General features: G+C 41.0%; 19 protein-coding genes and 1 other annotated feature. Of the genes, 16 read left to right on the plus strand and 3 right to left on the minus strand.

All coding sequences use genetic code 11. The annotated features are described in order from the left end of the window. Positions 1-91 precede the first annotated feature (91 nt). Positions 92-271: a YjzC family protein gene (locus tag MHH65_RS05435; RefSeq protein ID WP_008348517.1), complete on the plus strand. Its 180-nt coding sequence runs from the start codon at positions 92-94 to the stop codon at positions 269-271. Between the two features lie 163 nt (positions 272-434). Continuing rightward, entirely contained in the window at positions 435-1700 is a 1266-nt protein-coding gene (locus MHH65_RS05440; protein ID WP_041117120.1) for an MFS transporter, read from the plus strand. A gap of 112 nt (positions 1701-1812) precedes the next feature. Here the strand turns inward: MHH65_RS05440 and MHH65_RS05445 are convergent, their stop codons facing one another. Then, a complete protein-coding gene (locus MHH65_RS05445; protein ID WP_003211779.1) occupies positions 1813-2007 on the minus strand; it encodes a YjzD family protein in 195 nt (64 codons plus the stop codon). Positions 2008-2219: 212 nt separating this feature from the next. Here MHH65_RS05445 and MHH65_RS05450 point away from each other — a divergent pair, with 212 nt between their 5' ends. The 4 genes from MHH65_RS05450 to MHH65_RS05465 all read left to right on the plus strand — a co-directional run bounded on the left by MHH65_RS05450 (position 2220) and on the right by MHH65_RS05465 (position 4873). Continuing rightward, positions 2220-2960, plus strand: coding sequence for a hypothetical protein (locus tag MHH65_RS05450; RefSeq protein ID WP_024425057.1), 741 nt, complete (start codon positions 2220-2222; stop codon positions 2958-2960). Positions 2961-3033: 73 nt separating this feature from the next. Then, a complete protein-coding gene (locus tag MHH65_RS05455; protein ID WP_024426490.1) occupies positions 3034-3609 on the plus strand; it encodes a hypothetical protein in 576 nt (191 codons plus the stop codon). A 91-nt stretch (positions 3610-3700) separates the two neighbouring features. Beyond that, positions 3701-4663 carry a BMP family ABC transporter substrate-binding protein gene (locus MHH65_RS05460; RefSeq protein WP_024425055.1) on the plus strand — a complete coding sequence of 321 codons (963 nt, stop codon included), beginning with the start codon at positions 3701-3703 and terminating at the stop codon, positions 4661-4663. A 12-nt stretch (positions 4664-4675) separates the two neighbouring features. Next, a complete protein-coding gene (locus MHH65_RS05465) occupies positions 4676-4873 on the plus strand; it encodes a ComZ family protein (protein WP_034282083.1) in 198 nt (65 codons plus the stop codon). Positions 4874-4882: 9 nt separating this feature from the next. Here the strand turns inward: MHH65_RS05465 and MHH65_RS05470 are convergent, their stop codons facing one another. Then, positions 4883-5116 carry a hypothetical protein gene (locus tag MHH65_RS05470; protein WP_098676808.1) on the minus strand — a complete coding sequence of 78 codons (234 nt, stop codon included), beginning with the start codon at positions 5114-5116 and terminating at the stop codon, positions 4883-4885. A gap of 171 nt (positions 5117-5287) precedes the next feature. Here MHH65_RS05470 and MHH65_RS05475 point away from each other — a divergent pair, with 171 nt between their 5' ends. The 9 genes from MHH65_RS05475 to MHH65_RS05515 all read left to right on the plus strand — a co-directional run bounded on the left by MHH65_RS05475 (position 5288) and on the right by MHH65_RS05515 (position 15235). After that, positions 5288-6226, plus strand: a complete 939-nt coding sequence (locus tag MHH65_RS05475) for a beta-ketoacyl-ACP synthase III (protein ID WP_034282079.1) — start codon at positions 5288-5290, stop codon at positions 6224-6226. Between the two features lie 21 nt (positions 6227-6247). Beyond that, entirely contained in the window at positions 6248-7489 is a 1242-nt protein-coding gene (gene fabF / locus MHH65_RS05480; RefSeq protein WP_098676809.1) for a beta-ketoacyl-ACP synthase II, read from the plus strand. Positions 7490-7566: 77 nt separating this feature from the next. After that, a complete protein-coding gene (locus tag MHH65_RS05485) occupies positions 7567-8370 on the plus strand; it encodes a DUF2268 domain-containing protein (RefSeq protein ID WP_098676810.1) in 804 nt (267 codons plus the stop codon). A 149-nt stretch (positions 8371-8519) separates the two neighbouring features. Continuing rightward, entirely contained in the window at positions 8520-9500 is a 981-nt protein-coding gene (locus MHH65_RS05490) for an ABC transporter ATP-binding protein (protein ID WP_034282076.1), read from the plus strand. Then, positions 9497-10519: a dipeptide ABC transporter ATP-binding protein gene (locus MHH65_RS05495; protein ID WP_098676811.1), complete on the plus strand. Its 1023-nt coding sequence runs from the start codon at positions 9497-9499 to the stop codon at positions 10517-10519. The genes MHH65_RS05490 and MHH65_RS05495 overlap by 4 nt, the downstream gene beginning before the upstream one ends. Positions 10520-10604: 85 nt before the next feature. Continuing rightward, a complete protein-coding gene (locus MHH65_RS05500) occupies positions 10605-12239 on the plus strand; it encodes a peptide-binding protein (protein ID WP_046310550.1) in 1635 nt (544 codons plus the stop codon). A gap of 214 nt (positions 12240-12453) precedes the next feature. Further along, a complete protein-coding gene (locus tag MHH65_RS05505; protein ID WP_024426486.1) occupies positions 12454-13404 on the plus strand; it encodes an ABC transporter permease in 951 nt (316 codons plus the stop codon). A 33-nt stretch (positions 13405-13437) separates the two neighbouring features. Next, on the plus strand, positions 13438-14337 hold the full coding sequence (opp4C, locus tag MHH65_RS05510; protein ID WP_098676812.1) for an oligopeptide ABC transporter permease: 900 nt from the start codon (positions 13438-13440) through the stop codon (positions 14335-14337). A gap of 145 nt (positions 14338-14482) precedes the next feature. Beyond that, positions 14483-15235, plus strand: a complete 753-nt coding sequence (locus MHH65_RS05515) for a YjbA family protein (protein ID WP_024426484.1) — start codon at positions 14483-14485, stop codon at positions 15233-15235. A 35-nt stretch (positions 15236-15270) separates the two neighbouring features. On the opposite strand, the gene trpS is transcribed toward MHH65_RS05515, so the two are convergent. After that, positions 15271-16266, minus strand: coding sequence for a tryptophan--tRNA ligase (gene trpS, locus MHH65_RS05520; RefSeq protein WP_061109672.1), 996 nt, complete (start codon positions 16264-16266; stop codon positions 15271-15273). Between the two features lie 53 nt (positions 16267-16319). Next, positions 16320-16540: a binding site (T-box leader), on the minus strand. Positions 16541-17022: 482 nt separating this feature from the next. Between trpS and MHH65_RS05525 the strand changes: the two genes are divergently transcribed. Next, on the plus strand, positions 17023-18660 hold the full coding sequence (locus MHH65_RS05525) for a peptide ABC transporter substrate-binding protein (RefSeq protein WP_034282068.1): 1638 nt from the start codon (positions 17023-17025) through the stop codon (positions 18658-18660). Positions 18661-18724 lie beyond the last annotated feature (64 nt).

The raw sequence follows: 18724 nt of genomic DNA on the forward strand, positions 1-18724 counted from the left end.
CCTGACTCGTATGAGCAGGGACTTTTTGCATAAAGGATTGGAGAGGCAAGGGACGGGACATAATAACATCAATCGAGAAAGGAGGATGAAAATGGGTCAGCAGCATCAGTTTAAATCAGGGAATAAAGCACCGAATAATGGTGTGTATATCGAGATCGGTGAAACTGGCAGTATGGTGAAAGATCCTTTAAAGATTAAGCTTAAAGCAGGCGACGTCTTTCCTGATAACTCGAACCATAATCGTGTTTGGACCTACCAAAGAAAGCCGTAAGCAATTGACTAAGAGTCAGCAGGAATAAGACTTTAGAGGCATGTGTCATGCCTCTTTTTTCTTTATAATAAAAAACAATTAAGTTCAAATTTTCAAATAAATAGTATGAAAAAAAGAGAACTTAAGGTAAAATATGTAATATATTGTTGAAAGGATTTGTGTGATGGAAAAGATGAATCTCAGTGAAAGTGTTTGGAATAAACGCTTCACCTCATTATTCATATCAAGACTCATTAAAAACACAGGGGAAAGTTTTGCTTTTACATCCGTCCTTTGGCTATTGATTTTAAGAGGGGATGGAGCGCTCGGTACAGGACTTCTTCTAGCAGTAACGGTTCTCCCTTCATCTTTGTTAGCCCCAATTTTAGGACCTCTTATGAAAAAGCACCATTTGTCTAAATGGATGTTCGCTTCAGATGTTGTTCGAGCAACAATTGTACTCATTATTCCACTTCTGCACTTTTCGCATCTATTGCCTCTATGGTTATTGATTTCATTAATGGTTATTCAATCGGCAACAGGTGCAGCATATAATCCAGCTTCGGTGGCGATCTTACCGCAGATTGTTCCAAAGCATCTCATTCAAAAAGCAAATGCAATCCTGCAATCTTCTTTTGAGATTGTTGCACTTGCAGCAGTCATGGTAGCTGGTCTTTTGGTTAAATTAATTGGACCTGCAGATACTCTGCTGATCACTACTGCTTTATTTGTGATTTCTGGTCTGTTTATTATCGGGGTCAAACTAAAGAAAACCGATGAAGAAAAAGCAGCGGGCATTAAACAAGCGAAGAATACATATTTGTATAACTTAAAAAGAGGGTTTCTCGTTGTCAAAAACCATCACATTTTATTTGCGCTCACGCTGTATTGTATCTTAATGAATGTCGCAGCAGCTCCGTGGCAGGCACTGTCAGCGGTATACGTAGCAGAAGCGCTGCAAAGCGACTCCATGGTGTATTCCATTTTAAGAGGTGTTGCCGCAGTTGGCGCGTTTATGATGGGCTTTGCTCTGGCAAAGGTGAAAATTAAGAGATTTGGTTTGTTCTTTATTGTCGCTGGCATGATTGAAGGGGCTGCATTCTTTATGACAGGGATGAGTACATGGCTGCCGGTTGTTCTGCTTGCTTCCTTTATTTTCGGAGCTGCTGTCAGTGCGATCAATGTGCCGGAAATGGTCATTATTCAAACATCTGTTGACCAAGAGGATCAGCCGCAAGTATATGCTGTGATCAATGCCTCATCAAATGTCTTTCTCCCGCTTGCAGCTGTCGTATCAGGCGTCCTGGCAGAAAGATTTGGAGCGGGACCTGTCATTGCTGGCGGAGGAATCCTTGAAATTTTATCAGGTATCGCGATCTTCCTGTTTACAGGGCTTGCGAAAAGCCATTTGACTCAAGACAAACAGAAGTCCGAAACCGTCGAGGTATAAACAATAAAAACCCCCTGTATGTTTAAGGCAGGGGGTTTTAGCGTGCCGCAATCACTCTGAAAAGAAAGAAAAAAGAGCTAAACATCAATTTAGCTCTTTTTCACAAGTCATATTAAGAATGTTTTGTTGAACTTTCCGTTTCTTTCATTGGACTTACTTCAGCAAAGATGAATAAAATAACCGTAAACACAACTGCAAGAATGGAAGTGAGCGTAAAATCATAAGCAGCTCCATTCATAGAGGCAACGATGTAACCAGCCATATGTGTCAGCAGAAAAGTCCAAATGAGGGTGATAATATAATGCATAATCCCACCGTCCTTTATGTAACAATCTATTGATTATCATACCATAGATGCAAGTGAAGGGAAAAGACTGTTTTCCGCCTTTATGTGACCATTTTAAGACCTTCTGCTATAAAAATAAAAAGAATTCTTCTGTCTTTAGGGGATTTCCTTATTCCTACAAGAGTTGTTGTTCATATCATAGAAAGCAGAATCACTGAAAGGAGGCTGGCCATATGGGTGTAAGCGAACGTTTTTTCCAGCTTGGTTCCCAGTGGAACATCATTCACCTTCCTCAAAAACCAAATGGCTTTGGCATTCTAATCCTCGGTGACCGAAATCACTTTGTGCAGGAAAATACATCATTCTGGCTTCAGCATTATGGAAGAAACCAGCTTTTAACTGCCTTAAAGGATGAAGGATATACATTGTTTAATAGTCATCTTCATGGGAATCACTGGGGATGCGAAGATGCTGTTTTTAGTGCCAAGCAGCTCGTGCATCACACACTAAAACAAGAAATATTAAACCGGGAAATTCATGTGCTCGCAGAGGGAATGGGTGCACTTGTTGCTATGAGCCTTGCTGAGGAGATGCCTGAAGTACTAAGGTCCATTGCGATGGTGAATCCATGTCTGAATCTGGATGCACAACGAGAAAGAGAAAAGGAACACAAATTCTTTTATAAGCAGCTGCTCAAAGAGTTAGCAGAGAGCTATGGCTGTTCTGAAAAGGAAGCTGAAACGTATCCACTGCCTTCTTGTCCTGTTCATTCTGCTCATGTACCGATTCATATATGGCAAAGGCTAAACGGCGCACCTTATGCATATGAACTTCACGCAAAGCCTTTTATTGATCAGCATATGAAAAATCCAGAACATTGTCAGGTCGATCTCACGCTGCATATGTTTGATCATCCGAGAAGAATCTTTCAATCCATTCACAAGTTTTATAAATCGCATGAAAGAGAATTGTGATGAATAGGATGATAACAGCCCTTCATAGAAAGGGCTCTTCTTTTTATTCGATATTAAAAAAGGGGACGTGAACATGGAAACAGGACTGATCATAGGGGCAGATGAGTTTTTTGGCCTGACACTTTGTGAATATATGATGAAAGAGGGCATTCAAGTGGATATCACGCGTCCTCATGATCTTAAAGAAGAACAAAAGGCACTGTTAGAAGAGCGGATGATGTGGCTGGGCAGAAATGATCTCGTTCGTGTCATTGACCTTCAGGATAGCAAAGACACGTATGACCTCATTTTTATTCAATCAGAGGAACCGCATAACAGGCAGAAAGACATCAAAGCAGAGCATGGCATGTACCAGATTCTTTATGAAAAGCCTGAAAACGAATCCGCGAAACAGAATGTGCCGGCAGTTATTCTTCCTCGCATGTTCGGACCATGGACACTCAATGAAGATCAAACAAAGCGTGCAGATTCACTTTTTGTAGAAGATGTGGCAAAGGAATTGTTACAATGGGCATCGGACACAGGTCAAAGACAGGACATGACGTATGAATTGAAGGTAGAAAGCCAAACAGATGACAAACAAGCAGAAGACATGATTGCAGAATGGAAAAGACAAAACTCAACATTTTTCGACAAAAAGCAAGAATGATCTTCCATCTTATCTTTTTTCAGTATAAAATAAACCTATATTTAACATACAGGTTCATCACTGCATGTTGCAAAAGGGAGTTGAACATGGCATGAAGTACCAGCGGCTTGTCATGATCTTTTCGTTCCTTCTTCTATTATCTGCCTGCTCGCAGGCGCCTTTAAAAGGAAAAATTGAGAAGGTGGGTTTACTCGTCCCCGATACGATCAATGATCAAGTTTGGGGAACGAAAGGTTATAAAGGCTTATTAAGTATCCAATCAACATTTGGTGTAGATGTTTATTATAAGGAAGGAATGGTCGACAAGGAGAAAATCGTTGATGCCATTGAAGAATTCCATAAAAAAGGAGTCAATTTGATTATTGGCCATGGCAATGAATACAGTGAAATTTTTAACTTGATCAGTGAAGATTATCCAAACATACAATTTATTACGGTCAATGGAAACAAGCCTCAGGCGGGCAATGTCACAAACGTGACGTTTAAAGGTGAAGCGATGGGCTTTTTCGGAGGCATGACAGCTGCACATATGTCAAAAACAAAAAAGATTGGTATTCTTGCTACATATGATTGGCAAAGTGAAGTAGACGGCTTTATCAAAGGAGCAAAATATCAAGATGAACATGTACAAGTATTAGCAGAGTTTGTCGAAAACTGGGATGATGCTGACAAAGCGGTGGAGCTCTATCAAAAATTAAAAAAGCAGGGCGTTGATGTTGTGTATCCAGCAGGTGATGGTTATAATATCCCTGTCATTGAACAAATCAAAGCCGATAATTTATCAGCGATCGGATACGTCACCGATCAATCCAACCTCGGCAGCCATACAGTTTTAACGAGCACTGTACAGCATGTTGATAAAGCGTACAGTATCATTGCAAAGAAGTTTAATGAAGGCAAGCTAAATGAACAAGATGAGTACTCCTTTGATTTTAAAGAAGGAGTGGTCGAGATGGGGAAATTTAGTTCCACCATTGACGACGCTTTTGTGAAAGACATTGAAAGTGATATTGCGTCTTACAAAAAAACCGGAAAACTGCCAAATGAAAAGTGAGGAGACGACGACATGCAGCACGAAAAATCGATGGAATTTTTACAAATTGCCATGAAGTATTTTCCGCAGGCGAAGGAAGAGTTAGATAAAGCAGGGATTCAGCTTGACCCTGAAGCACTTCAGCCGCTTCTAACACTATTTACATCTGTCATGCAGGAAGCATACGAGCTTGGAAAAGCAGATGCAGAATCAGAAAAAGCCACAGAATAGTGGCTTTTTTTATGATAATTTTTTCTTGAAGGCACTAATCATAGGGCCAACATCTTTAAACACAGGCTTCAGCTCATCAATGGAGTTCATAATGTTCCCAATTTGATTCATGACATGCGTGTAGTCAATTGAATCCTCACTTGAAGATGTCTCCGCACGTTCCTCCTTTGCCTCTGTCTTGCTTTTCTCCTTCTCAATCGGCTGTCCAAACATCATTGCTGAGAAAATATCTTTTTGTGCCATATCACATGTTCCTTTCTACTATTGGTATATATCATTAATCTATGAAAAAAGTGAGAGGAAAGGTTAGACGTTTGTATTGCCAAGAAGAAAAAAATAAGGTAAAATTAGTACCAGATACTAATATAAGATCACAATATCACATGCTCGTATGAGTAAAAGGAGTCTTATTCAATGAATGCTGGAATTATTGGCCTTGGCCGCTATATACCTGAAAAAGTATTAACAAATCATGATTTAGAAAAAATGGTTGAAACTTCTGACGAGTGGATTCGTACTAGAACAGGTATAGAAGAAAGAAGAATTGCATCTGATGATGTCAATACATCTCATATGGCGCTTGCTGCTGCAAAAAAAGCATTAGCTGCCGCAGATGTGGCTGCAGAAGATATCGATATGATTCTTGTGGCGACAGTCACGCCAGATCAAGCATTTCCGACAGTTGCTTGCATGATTCAAGAGCAGCTCGGTGCACATAAAGCATGTGCAATGGATATTAGCGCTGCGTGTGCTGGCTTTATGTATGGGCTTGTTACTGGAAAACAATTTATCGAATCAGGAACTTACAAACACGTGCTTGTTGTCGGTGTAGAAAAGCTTTCTCGCATTACAGACTGGGATGACCGTAATACTGCTGTTTTGTTTGGAGATGGAGCTGGAGCTGCTGTGCTGGGAGAAGTCAGCGAAGGCAAAGGAATTCTATCATTTGAACTTGGAGCAGATGGAAGCGGCGGGAAGCACTTGTACTTAGATGAAAAAGATCATACAATCATGAATGGACGAGAAGTATTTAAATTTGCTGTAAGACAAATGGGAGAGTCAAGTGTAAATGTCATTGAAAAAGCTGGACTATCAAAAGAAGACGTTGATTTCTTGATCCCGCATCAAGCAAATATTCGCATTATGGAAGCAGCACGCGAACGCTTAGAGCTTCCAGTTGAAAAAATGTCGAAGACGGTTCATAAATACGGAAACACATCAGCAGCATCCATTCCAATTTCACTATGTGAAGAAATCGAAGCCGGAAAAATTCATGACGGCGATGTGATTGTAATGGTTGGTTTTGGTGGCGGATTAACTTGGGGCGCAATCGCTATGCGATGGGGCCGATAAAAGAGTGGGGTGCACAAATTAATGGATAAGAAACGAGTAGTTGTTACAGGATTAGGTGCTTTGACACCTCTTGGCAACGATGTAGAGTCAACATGGAAAAATGCTTTAGCGGGTGTATCAGGGGTTGGACCGATTACACGTGTCGATTCAAGTGAATATACCGCAAAAGTAGCGGCAGAACTAAAAGATTTTAACATTGAAGATTATATGGAGAAAAAAGAAGCGCGAAAAATGGCACGCTTCACACAATATGCAGTCGTTGCAGCTCAAAAAGCGCTGGAAGATTCACGTCTTGAAATCACAGATGAAATCGCACCGCGTGTTGGTGTATGGGTTGGGTCTGGTATTGGCGGGCTTGAAACATTTGAAGAGCAGTTCGAAGTGTATTCAAATAAAGGGGCAAGACGCGTCAGTCCATTCTTCGTCCCAATGATGATTCCTGATATGGCGACAGGCCAAATCTCTATTGCACTTGGCGCAAAAGGGGTTAACTCTTGTACGGTGACAGCATGTGCAACAGGAACAAACTCGATTGGTGATGCATTTAAAGTTATTCAGCGCGGAGATGCAGATGCAATGATCACAGGCGGAACAGAAGCGCCATTAACAAAAATGTCGTTTGCAGGTTTCTGTGCGAACAAAGCCCTTTCGACAAATCCTGATCCAAAGACAGCAAGCCGTCCGTTCGACAAAAACCGTGACGGATTTGTCATGGGTGAGGGTGCAGGGATTATTGTTCTTGAAGAACTTGAGCATGCCTTAAAACGTGGTGCGACCATTTATGCAGAAATCGTTGGTTATGGTTCAACTGGAGATGCTTACCATATTACAGCACCAGCTCCAAATGGAGAAGGCGGCGTCCGTGCAATGAAAGAAGCGATTCGAGATGCAGGGTTGTCTGTGGAAGATATTGATTATATCAATGCCCACGGTACAAGCACACCTTACAATGATAAATTTGAAACAATAGCGATTAAAGAAGTGTTCGGAGAGCATGCGAACCAGCTTGCGATCAGTTCGACAAAATCAATGACAGGTCACTTACTTGGCGCAGCAGGCGGAGTAGAAGCCATTTTCTCTGTTCTTGCGATTAAAGACAGCATCCTTCCTCCAACCATTAACCTTGAAACACCGGATGAAGAATGTGATCTTGATTATGTAGCAAATGAAGCACGTTCAAAAGAAGTACAAGTGGCTTTAAGTAACTCACTTGGTTTTGGCGGGCATAATGCGACAATTATTTTCAAAAAATACGAAGCGTAATACTTTCTGAGAAAGCGGCGGTCGATAAACAGATCGCCGCTTTTTTGCATATGATGAAAATGGAGGTGTTCAGCGGTATGGGTCTGATCAATACACAATATCTCATTCATCAATCATCATCATTTCAGGAGCTTGCAGCGCGCTTTGTTCCTTATTTTAAAGGGGTCGAGGAAAAAGAATGGTCGTCTATCCTCGCTCACCTGCAGCATCACGGGATGGTTCGGTCTTGGAGCTCGTGCAAAAACATGATCGACAAGCTCAAGGAAAAAGGGTATTTCAAGCTTGTCATGAAAGAATATCAAACGCTTCAAAAGCAGTGGAAAGGTCCTGACATTCCCGTGTTTATTTTACCTGTCAACGAGAGCAGCAGAGAAATCAGAGAGCAATTTTATTATCAATCCGGCATGGCATTTGATGACAAGATCTTTCTTTTTTTGTCTCCAAATACCCCGAAGGAGCGAATCGGTACATTGCTGACTCACGAATATCACCATGTATGCAGGCTGCATTTTCTCTCAAAAGAAGAAAAAGACTTTACATTCCTCGATACAATCATGATGGAGGGGCTCGCTGAATATGCTGTGTATCATAGATATGGAGAAAACTATACAGCGAAATGGACCACCTTCTATAGCGAAGAACAGCTTCAGCGTATGTACAAGAAATGGGTATCCAGTCATCTTGATCAAAGAGTCCAGGACGACGAAAGGCTGATACAGAATCTTCTTTATGGAAAAGGGAACTACCCTAAAATGCTTGGTTATGCTACCGGGTTTTATATTGTGAAAAAATATTTCAATGAGCACCGAATCAGCGAGGAGTCTATGATTGCAGAGCCAGCAGAAACCTTTTTAAAGGCGATAGAATCACAAAGTGAATAATTCACATAAAAAGAGACGTATTACAAATTTACTAAATACTTCTTGATTTCGTCATAGCGATGTAATAATATACAAATAATTCTTTTTATTTTAAAAAGACGGAATATTCAGGTTAAATTCTATTGATCTATGGAGAAAGGGGCGAATGAATGAGCACGCTGCTTGAAGTGCAAAACTTAAAAACATATTTTTTTCGAAAAAAGGAACCGATACCTGCTGTGGATGGCGTTGATTTCAGCATCAACAGAGGAGAAACTGTCGCATTAGTCGGTGAGTCTGGTTCTGGCAAAAGTATTACGTCCTTATCCATTATGGGTCTGATTCATGGAACGGGTGGGAAAATTATGGACGGTTCCATCAAACTTGATGGAAAGGACCTTGTTACATATAGTGAAAAGGAATTATGCAGCATCCGCGGTAATGATGTATCTATGATCTTTCAGGAACCCATGACCTCACTTAATCCCGTCTTAACCATCGGAGAACAAATAACAGAAATCCTCATCTATCACAAAAAACTTTCAAAAAAAGAAGCGGTCAAAAAAGCGGTTGATCTGCTGAAGCTTGTTGGTTTTTCCCGCCCGGAGCAAATCATGAAAGATTATCCGCATCGTTTATCAGGCGGCATGCGGCAAAGAGTGATGATTGCCATAGCGTTAAGCTGTGACCCGAAGCTCCTCATTGCAGATGAACCGACAACTGCCCTGGATGTGACCATTCAAGCACAGGTACTCACATTAATGAAAGATTTATGCTCTACCTTTGGTACATCTATTCTTCTTATCACACATGATTTAGGTGTCGTGTCTGAAGTAGCAGATCGAGTGATTGTCATGTACTGCGGACAGGTTGTTGAAAATGGGACTGTTGAAGAGTTGTTTGAACAGCCGCTTCATCCTTACACAGAAGGGCTGCTTGAATCGATTCCTGTCATTGACGGAGACATACAGCCGTTAACAGCCATCAAAGGGAATGTTCCTGCGCCAGATCAGCTTCCAGCCGGCTGCCGCTTTGCTCCTAGATGTCCGCAAGTGAAGGAACGCTGCCTGGGAGAACTGCCTAAGCTGAGAACATTTGAAAATGGCAGAAGCGTCAGATGTTTCTTATATGAGGAGGCAGACCACACATGACCCTTGTTCAAAATCAAACACAAATAACGGAATTACCAGAGAAAGAAACGATCCTTGAACTGAAACAGATTCGAAAGCATTTTCCGATTAAAGCGGGCGTCTTTCAAAAGAAAGTCGGTGCAGTGAAAGCTGTTGACGGCATAGACTTGAAGATTTATAAAGGTGAAACGTTAGGTATTGTCGGGGAGTCAGGATGCGGGAAATCCACACTAGGCCGGACAATGATCCGCCTATACGAACCAACAGACGGTCAAATTTTTTTTAAAGGGCAAGACATCACGCGCGTATCAGAATCAAAGCTAAGACAATCTACACGAAAAAACATCCAAATGGTTTTTCAAGATCCCTTTGCATCACTCAACCCTAGAAAAACACTTCAAAGCATCATCAAAGAACCCTACAAAACACATCACTTATATTCCTTAAAAGAAAGAAATGAAAAAGTAGAACAGCTTTTATCAAAGGTAGGTCTTCATCCAAGCTTTGCGAACCGCTATCCCCATGAATTTTCAGGCGGGCAGAGGCAGCGGATCGGCATCGCTCGTGCGCTTGCCATGAATCCCGACATGATCATCGCAGATGAGCCTGTATCAGCACTTGATGTATCCATTCAGGCGCAGGTTATTAATCTGATGGAGGAGCTTCAGGAGGAATTTGACCTTACCTATCTATTTATCTCTCACGATTTAAGTGTGGTCAGGCATATTAGCGATAGAGTCGGCGTCATGTATCTCGGCAAAATGATGGAGCTTGCCGATAAGCATAGTCTGTACGATGACCCGCTCCATCCGTATACACAGGCTCTGCTTTCTTCCGTTCCTGTCACCCGTAAAAAAGGGCAGACGAAAAGAGAACGCATTATGCTCCAAGGCGATCTGCCGAGTCCTGCAAATCCGCCAAAAGGCTGCGTATTTCACACAAGATGCCCGCACGCGAAAGAAATCTGTAAAGAAAAAGTACCAGCATTTCAGGAATTAAAAACGAACCACTTTGTTGCCTGCCACCTCTACAACGCTTGATCAAGCTTGTATGATCTCATCTTTGAGAGGGGGGATGAAACAGGATTCGGTCATTATTTTTAAAAAAGAATAGGGGGAATTGTCTATGAAAGGTAGAAATAGAAAGTCCATTTTGGTCAGTTTACTGCTGATTTTTACATTAATCCTTGCTGCTTGTTCTGGTGGAAATAAAACGTCTGGAGACAGTGGAAAGAAATCCACAGGTAAACCGGTACAAGGCGGCGATCTTGTCATCGGTTCAATTGCAGAGCCAACATTATTTAACTCGCTGTATTCTACAGATGTGGCAAGCTCTGATATTGAGGAAAGAATCTACAGCTTCTTACTTCAAACAGACGGAAAGCTCAACCCTCAGCTATCGCTGGCAGAGGATATTAAAGAATCTGATGACGGCAAGCAGTTTGATGTCACCATTAAAAAAGGTGTGAAGTTTCATGATGGTGAAGAACTGACTGCTGATGATGTTGTGTTTACATACAGCATTCCAATCAATAAGGACTACAACGGGGAGCGCGGATCAGGCTTTGAAGTTTTAGAGTCTGTTAAAAAGACAGGGGACTACTCGATCGAATTCAAGCTCAATAAAAAAGATCCTTATTTTTATAATGTCACACTAGGAAGCTACGGTATTTTACCAAAGCATATTTTAGGTGATGTGCCTATAAAAGATCTCGGTGAAAACGAATTTAACCGAAAAAAACCAATCGGTTCAGGTCCATTTAAATTTGCAGAATGGAAAGAAGGAGACTACGTCAAACTAGAAGCCTTTGACGATTATTGGGATGGACGTCCTTACCTTGATACTGTCACAATTAAAACCATTCCTGATCAGAATGCAGCGATTGCCCAGCTGTCAGCAGGAGATATTGATTTCTTTGCTGTACCAGGCTCCGAGCTGCAAACAGCTGAAAAAGTGAGCAACATTAAAATCGAATCTGATCTAGGACTCAATTATTCATACATTGGCTGGAACCAGAAAAATGAACTCTTTAAAAGTAAAAAGGTCCGCCAAGCGCTGACACATGCTATTGATCGTCAAACGATTGTTGACCAAGTGCTAGATGGAGACGGCAAAGTAGCCAATATTCCAGAAAGTCCGCTGTCCTGGAACTATCCAAAGGATGAAAGTGTGCCAGTGTTTGAATTTGATCAAGAAAAAGCGAAAAAGATGCTGAAAGAAGAGGGCTGGGAGGATACAGATGGAGACGGCTATCTTGATAAGGATGGCAAGAAATTCTCCTTTGTCATAAAGACCAACCAAGGAAATAAAGTTCGTGAAGATATCGCTGTCGTTGTCCAGCAGCAGCTCAAAGAAATCGGTGTGGAAGCGAAGCCGCAAATTGTGGAATTCAGTGCACTCATTGAGCAGACGACACCGCCTAAGTGGGATTATGATGCGCTGCTGCTCGGCTGGAGCCTTGCGACATTCCCTGATCAATTCAGCATATTCCACTCAAGCCAGTCTGAAAAAGGCTTAAATAACATCTGGTATAAAAATAAAGAGGTCGATAAGCTGTTAGTCGATGCTAAAAACTTAAGCGATCGAAAAGATTATTCAAAGGCATATGAAAAAATTTATAAACTGATCGCAGAGGATCAGCCGTATACGTTCCTTTACTATGCCAATTCACATCGCGCTATGCCATCTAATCTCCAAGGCTACTCTTACCACCCGAAAGATGAGTATTACAAAATCGAAAAATGGTGGCTTGAACAGTAGACTGATAGTGAAGAAGGGGGGGATTCTCCCCTTTCACCGTGAGAACAATCCCTTGCATTCGGTGTCAGTTCTCTGCGCGGGTGCTAAAAAGATCACTTCGGCACAGGATTCAAGGGTTTTCAGATCACGCTGAAAAGCAGACAAAAGGCTAAAATAACATCATTTTGGCCTTTTTTTCACAGAATGGCGATCCGATGAAAAAGGAGTTGTGCATATGGTTACATATATCATTAGAAGGACATTGCTCTCGATTCCCATCTTATTGGGGATTACCATTTTGTCCTTTGCCATTATGAAAGCAGCACCAGGCGATCCGATGTCACTCATGATGGATCCTACTATTAGTGCGGCAGACCGGGAAGCCTTTATTGATAAGTACGGCTTGAACGATCCTGAATATGTGCAATATATGAAATGGCTTGGCAATATGCTACAAGGTGACTTTGGCACATCCATTGTCAAAAAGGGAACACCCGTGGCTGATTTGATTTTTGCCCGGCTGCCAAATACCCTCATCCTCATGATCTTTTCTACATTAGTTGCCCTGCTGATCGCCATCCCATTTGGTGTTCTTTCAGCAAAACGTCCATATACAAAGCTTGACTATGGCATTACGGTTACATCTTTTATCGGACTGGCTATTCCAAACTTTTGGTTTGGTCTCATCCTCATTATGGTTTTATCCGTGAACCTAGGTTGGTTTCCAACTGGCGGAGTTTCTACCTTGAATGCCGATTTTAATGTGTTAGACCGGCTCCATCACATCATTTTACCTGCCTTTGTTTTAGCAACTGCTGATATGGCGGGGCTGACCCGGTACACAAGGTCGAGTATGCTTGATGTCATGAGGCAGGATTACATCCGCACAGCAAGAGCGAAAGGCTTTAGAGAAAACAAAGTCATTTTTAAGCATGGTTTAAGAAACGGTCTTATGCCTGTCATAACGATTTTCGGATTAATGATACCATCTTTTATTGGCGGCGCAGTCGTGGTGGAACAAATCTTCACATGGCCTGGACTTGGAAAGCTGTTCATTGATTCTGCCTTTTCGAGAGATTATCCGGTCATTATGGCGATGACCGTTATTTCCGCAGTGCTTGTGGTGGTTGGAAATTTAATAGCGGATATTTTATATGCGATCGTTGATCCGCGTATTGAATATTAGAAGGGAGCTGAAGCACAATTGGCACAGCCTAATATGGGAACACCTCCTGTTGATATCAAATTAAAGGAGGGCCTTCAACCAAAGCCTGAGACGATGCTGCGTTTATTTTGCGAGAAATTTTTCAAAAATAAATTGGCGGTTGCCGGCTCTGTGATCTTATTGGTCATTATCTTTTCAGCCATTTTCGCTCCAGTGATCGCTCCATATACACCAGAACAGCAAGATTTATTGAAGCGGCTCCAGCCGCCAAGTGCCGAGCATTTTATGGGCACTGACAAGTTTGGCCGCGATATTTTCTCAAGGGTGCTATATGGCGCGCGGGTCTCTTTATTGGTCGGTTTTGTCTCAGTGCTCGGTGCAATCACCATTGGTACTGTCGTTGGTGCGGTTGCGGGGTATTTCAAAGGGTTTGTTGATTCCTTGTTAATGAGGTTTGTAGATGTCGTGTTGTCGATTCCAGACATTTTTCTATTGATTACGCTCGTCACCATTTTCAAACCGGGCATTGATAAATTGATTTTAATCTTTGCTTTGACAGGCTGGACAACAACGGCCAGACTCATCCGCAGTGAATTCTTATCACTTCGAACAAGAGAATTCGTCCTCGCGGCGAGAACCATTGGAACGAAAAATCATGTCATCATCTTTTCGCATATTTTACCGAACTGTATCGGGCCTATTATTGTATCAGCTACATTAAAAGTAGGCTCCGTCATTTTAGCTGAATCAACGCTCAGCTACCTTGGCTTTGGTATTCAGCCGCCAACGGCAAGCTGGGGCAACATGCTGCAAGACGCACAAAATTTCTCCATTATGGTGCAAGCTTGGTGGTACCCGCTTTTCCCAGGTTTATTCATTTTGCTGACTGTTTTATGCTTTAATTTTTTAGGAGATGGGCTGAGAGATGCGCTTGATCCTAAAAAGCTGAAGTAAAGTTTAAAGGGGCTCTGCGTTTCCTGAACGAAAGAAAGACATGAAGCTCATCATTCTCAGCTTGAAGTTTTGATAAAGTTGGAATAATTTCTCTATCCCTTGCCCATACTGTGGACAACAGTTTTTATAAAGTGAGGGATTGGTTATGTTATTTCTTCATGACGTATGGGTGAATTGGTTTGAAGGGGAAGAGAATGGCTACAATGTGTGTCATTTTCATGAGTGGCGTAAGGAGGACAGTGTTGAACTGTTAGATCAAGTGCCTTTACTTAAGGTGCAGAGCCCTTTGTTTGATTACATAGAGAATGATCTTTCAGAGCTGCCGAAGACGCTGCTAGAGTCTGTATTTGAGAAATCATATATTCGAAAAAATCATGAACGCCGTAAATTAGAGTATTGCTTTGTAGTCACCGACGGAATTCGAATCATTGCTGTAGATACGATAGGGTATTCCATACCTGTGAGAAAAAGCCGCTTGATTCCAAGGCAGGAGCAATTGGTGTATGAAATGGTGAAAGATGTGAAGGCAGAGGAATATGAATTTTCTAAGGACAGCCTTGAATCGACGAAAGAGTATCACATTCTATCACTGCCGCCGCAGCATATCAGCGGATTAACGAGAAAAGAAAGACAGCTGAAACAGCTGATGTTTATGGCGCTCGATCAATTAAAAGGGCTCAAAAACAGGGCGGAGATTGCGTATTGGTATACGGAATGGAACCCGCGCATGTACAACCAAATCAAACGAATGTCTTTCGAAGAGATTTGGAACATGCTTTACAATGAAACGATTGATGGGTGGTCAGAGAATCATTTAGCCTTCTGTGAAAAAATGATTAAAGGACAGCCTTTTTTCGAAAAGCTTTGGGAAATGGAAAACGAATCAAAAGTAAATTAGAAAAAGCTTGCAGCGAGTCGTGCTGCAAGCTTTTTTTATTTGCGTTTTCTGCCAAGACCCATCGCATTCTCCATTTTTTTCAGCATTTTGTTTGCTGCGCGGTTTGCTTTTTCAGCACCTTCGTCTAGAATGCGGTCAAGCTCGTCTGATTCAATGAGTTCGTAGTATCGATCTTGAATTGGTTTTAAAGCATCAATGACAACGTTCGCAAGATCTCCTTTAAACTCACCATATCCTTTGCCTTCGTACTTTTGCTCCAGCTCAGCAATCGATATGTTGCCTAAAACAGAATAAATCGTCAGCAAGTTGGCAATTCCAGGCTTGTTCTCTTTGTCATACCTCACGATGCCTTCTGAATCCGTCACAGCACTTTTAATTTTCTTTTCAAGCTGCTTTGGTTCATCTAATAAGGTAATGAAAGATTTTTGGTTCGGATCGGATTTGCTCATTTTTTTCGTTGGATCTGTTAAAGACATAATTCGTGCGCCTTCTTTTGGAATTTTCACTTCAGGCACAGTGAAGATGTCATTGTACTTTCGGTTAAAGCGTTCAGCGAGCGTTCTAGTCAATTCAAGATGCTGCTTTTGGTCTTCTCCAACAGGGACTAAATCAGTACCATATAATAAGATATCGCCAGCCATTAATGGGGGATACGTTAATAGGCCTGAAACAACTGCTTCTTTACCAGCGGATTTGTCCTTAAATTGGGTCATTCTTTCTAATTCCCCAATATAAGCAACACATTGAAGCATCCATCCTGCCTGGGCGTGAGCAGGTACCTCTGATTGGATAAACAATGTCGCTTTCTCTGGATCAAGACCAACAGCTAAATAAAGAGCTGCTAAGCTTCTAATATTTTGGCGGAGAGCTAATCGGTCCTGACTCACTGTAATCGCATGTTGATCCACGACACAAAAATAACCATTATAGTCATGCTGCAAATCAACAAATTGCTTCATTGCTCCAATATAGTTCCCTAACGTGACAGAACCGCTCGGCTGAATGCCTGAAAAAATTGTCTTCTTTGTCATACTAAAACCTCTTTTCTTCAATATAAAAAGGCCCACCCATCACTTTTCAACAGAAAAGGGACGAATGAACCGTGGTACCACCCTTGTTATTTCACATAGAAATCACTCAAGACGTTGATAACGGAGACTGCTCCGTCTAAGCCTACTCACTTTTTTAGAAGTGTTCGGTTAGCTGCTCCAAAGCCCATTCCATACATGCCATTATCTGCTCACACCGGCCGCAGATTCTCTGTAAATGGTGAATATATGTACTCTTCTTTTTCATCGCAACAATATGTCTATCTATTATAAAGGATGACCATGAAAAAGTCACGAAGCCCTTATGTGACCTTCTCATCATGCCTATTGACACTTAAAATTTTAGATAAAATAACAAATATCTGTCAGAATTTTTTTAAAAAGGATGATTAATTATATGTATAAAACATTATTCCTGCTGAATTTGTTAAATTATTTTAATCAATTTACGCTTTAATTTGTTGAAGTGATTGAGACTTTAGTTTATAAAAATCCCTCTTTATCCCCATTTACGTTTTTAAAAAATATATGAAATTGATATTGCAATAAATTATTCTATTCATTATAATGAATTTGTTCACACGTTTGTGCTAGGCTCTTTACATAGTGAAAATTCAGAAAAAACAAAAGAAATAGAAAGTAAGCTATTCAGGGACTTTTTTACGCTATTTCTTAAATCTGAATCTCATCTTCTATCGAGACCTTTGAACTAAAAACATATTATAAGGGGGAATACAGTTGAAAAAGCGTTGGTCTGTTGTTACTTTAATGCTTATTTTCACACTTGTATTAAGCGCTTGTGGTTTCAGCGGAAACAAATCAGGCGACAGCACGAGCAGTTCTGGAGAGGCTAAAACAACATTAAATGTGAATATCTCCACTGAGCCTTTTTCTCTACATCCGGGATTGGCAAATGATTCAACTTCAGGTAGTGTCATCCGTCAGACTTTTGAAGGGTTAACAAGAATTAACGCTGAAGGAAAGCCAGAAAATGCAATGGCTTCTGATATCAAAACAAGTGCTGATGGTAAAACTTATACATTCACACTTCGTGATGCAAAATGGTCTAATGGCGACCCTGTAAAAGCAGAAGATTTCGAATATGCTTGGAAATGGGCATTAGATCCTAAAAATGAATCTCAATATGCTTACCAGCTTTACTATATTAAAGGTGCTGAAGCAGCGAACAAAGGGAAAGCGAAAGTTGCTGATGTTGGCATTAAAGCTAAAGACGACAAAACGCTTGTAGTTGAGCTAGAAAACCCAACACCGTTTTTTACTGAACTAACTGCATTCTATACTTATATGCCAGTCAACAAAAAAGTGGCTGAAAAGAATAAAAACTGGTACACAAATGCTGGTGAAAACTACGTATCTAACGGACCATTCGTTCTTTCTAAATGGAAACATGGCGGTTCTATCACGCTTGAAAAGAACAATGAATACTGGGATAAAGATACTGTGAAATTGAAAAAAATCAACATGTCTATGATCAAAGATACAAACACTGAGCTTAGCATGTTCAAAAAAGGCGAGCTTGACTGGGCTGGTTCTCCAACTGGAAGCCTTCCAACTGAGTCTTTAAAAACATTGAAAAAAGAAGGCGGTCTGAAAATCCAGACGATCGCTGGTATCTATAACTACAAATTCAACACAGAAGTAAAACCTTTAAACAATGCAAACATCCGTAAGGCCCTTGCATACTCAATCAACCGTCAAGCGATCGTTGACAAAATTACGCAAGGTGAACAAGTTCCAGCAATGGCAATCGTTCCACCAACAATGGAAGGATTCACAGATAACAAAACTGGCTACTTCAAAGATCACGATGTAGATACAGCTAAAAAGCTTCTTGAAAAAGGTGCGAAAGAATTAGGTTATAAGTCTGTTTCTGATCTTCCAACATTGAAACTTTCTTACAACACAGATGAAGGCCACCAAAAGATTGCACAAGCAATTCAAGAAATGTGGAAAAAAGATTTAGGTGTGAAAGTTGAACTTGATAACTCTGAGTGGAACGTATACATCGACAAAATCCACAGCGGAGACTACCAAATCGGACGTATGGGCTGGTTAGGTGACTTCAACGATCCAGTGAACTTCCTTGAGCTTTACAAAGATAAAGACGGCGGAAACAACGACACTGGATGGGAAAGCAAAGAGTACAAACAATTGTTGAATGATTCTGCAAAAGAAACAGATAAAACGAAGCGTGAAGAAATGCTGAAAAAAGCAGAAGAAATCATCATCAACGATATGCCTATAGCACCAATTTACTTCTACACTCAGCTTTGGGTACAAGATCCAAAACTTAAAGGTGTAGTTGTATCTGGACTAGGTGATGTTCAGTACAAATGGGCACATTTCGAAAAGTAAGAGTAATAGTGTAAGAGATCTACGGCAAGGATCTTAAGGTATATGGAGGATGTCTCTCCATATA

Origin of the sequence: Bacillus sp. FSL L8-0654 (genome assembly GCF_038629965.1) — a bacterium.
Classification (GTDB): Bacteria; Bacillota; Bacilli; order Bacillales; family Bacillaceae; genus Bacillus; species Bacillus safensis.

What these genes read in the sequence shown, in the direction of transcription:
- MHH65_RS05435 (WP_008348517.1), top strand. Translation starts at nt 92, where the DNA reads ATGGGTCAGCAGCATCAGTTTAAATCAGGGAATAAAGCACCGAATAAT.
- MHH65_RS05440 (WP_041117120.1), top strand. Translation starts at nt 435, where the DNA reads ATGGAAAAGATGAATCTCAGTGAAAGTGTTTGGAATAAACGCTTCACC.
- MHH65_RS05445 (WP_003211779.1), bottom strand. Translation starts at nt 2,007, where the DNA reads ATGCATTATATTATCACCCTCATTTGGACTTTTCTGCTGACACATATG.
- MHH65_RS05450 (WP_024425057.1), top strand. Translation starts at nt 2,220, where the DNA reads ATGGGTGTAAGCGAACGTTTTTTCCAGCTTGGTTCCCAGTGGAACATC.
- MHH65_RS05455 (WP_024426490.1), top strand. Translation starts at nt 3,034, where the DNA reads ATGGAAACAGGACTGATCATAGGGGCAGATGAGTTTTTTGGCCTGACA.
- MHH65_RS05460 (WP_024425055.1), top strand. Translation starts at nt 3,701, where the DNA reads ATGAAGTACCAGCGGCTTGTCATGATCTTTTCGTTCCTTCTTCTATTA.
- MHH65_RS05465 (WP_034282083.1), top strand. Translation starts at nt 4,676, where the DNA reads ATGCAGCACGAAAAATCGATGGAATTTTTACAAATTGCCATGAAGTAT.
- MHH65_RS05470 (WP_098676808.1), bottom strand. Translation starts at nt 5,116, where the DNA reads ATGGCACAAAAAGATATTTTCTCAGCAATGATGTTTGGACAGCCGATT.
- MHH65_RS05475 (WP_034282079.1), top strand. Translation starts at nt 5,288, where the DNA reads ATGAATGCTGGAATTATTGGCCTTGGCCGCTATATACCTGAAAAAGTA.
- fabF (WP_098676809.1), top strand. Translation starts at nt 6,248, where the DNA reads ATGGATAAGAAACGAGTAGTTGTTACAGGATTAGGTGCTTTGACACCT.
- MHH65_RS05485 (WP_098676810.1), top strand. Translation starts at nt 7,567, where the DNA reads ATGGGTCTGATCAATACACAATATCTCATTCATCAATCATCATCATTT.
- MHH65_RS05490 (WP_034282076.1), top strand. Translation starts at nt 8,520, where the DNA reads ATGAGCACGCTGCTTGAAGTGCAAAACTTAAAAACATATTTTTTTCGA.
- MHH65_RS05495 (WP_098676811.1), top strand. Translation starts at nt 9,497, where the DNA reads ATGACCCTTGTTCAAAATCAAACACAAATAACGGAATTACCAGAGAAA.
- MHH65_RS05500 (WP_046310550.1), top strand. Translation starts at nt 10,605, where the DNA reads ATGAAAGGTAGAAATAGAAAGTCCATTTTGGTCAGTTTACTGCTGATT.
- MHH65_RS05505 (WP_024426486.1), top strand. Translation starts at nt 12,454, where the DNA reads ATGGTTACATATATCATTAGAAGGACATTGCTCTCGATTCCCATCTTA.
- opp4C (WP_098676812.1), top strand. Translation starts at nt 13,438, where the DNA reads ATGGGAACACCTCCTGTTGATATCAAATTAAAGGAGGGCCTTCAACCA.
- MHH65_RS05515 (WP_024426484.1), top strand. Translation starts at nt 14,483, where the DNA reads ATGTTATTTCTTCATGACGTATGGGTGAATTGGTTTGAAGGGGAAGAG.
- trpS (WP_061109672.1), bottom strand. Translation starts at nt 16,266, where the DNA reads ATGACAAAGAAGACAATTTTTTCAGGCATTCAGCCGAGCGGTTCTGTC.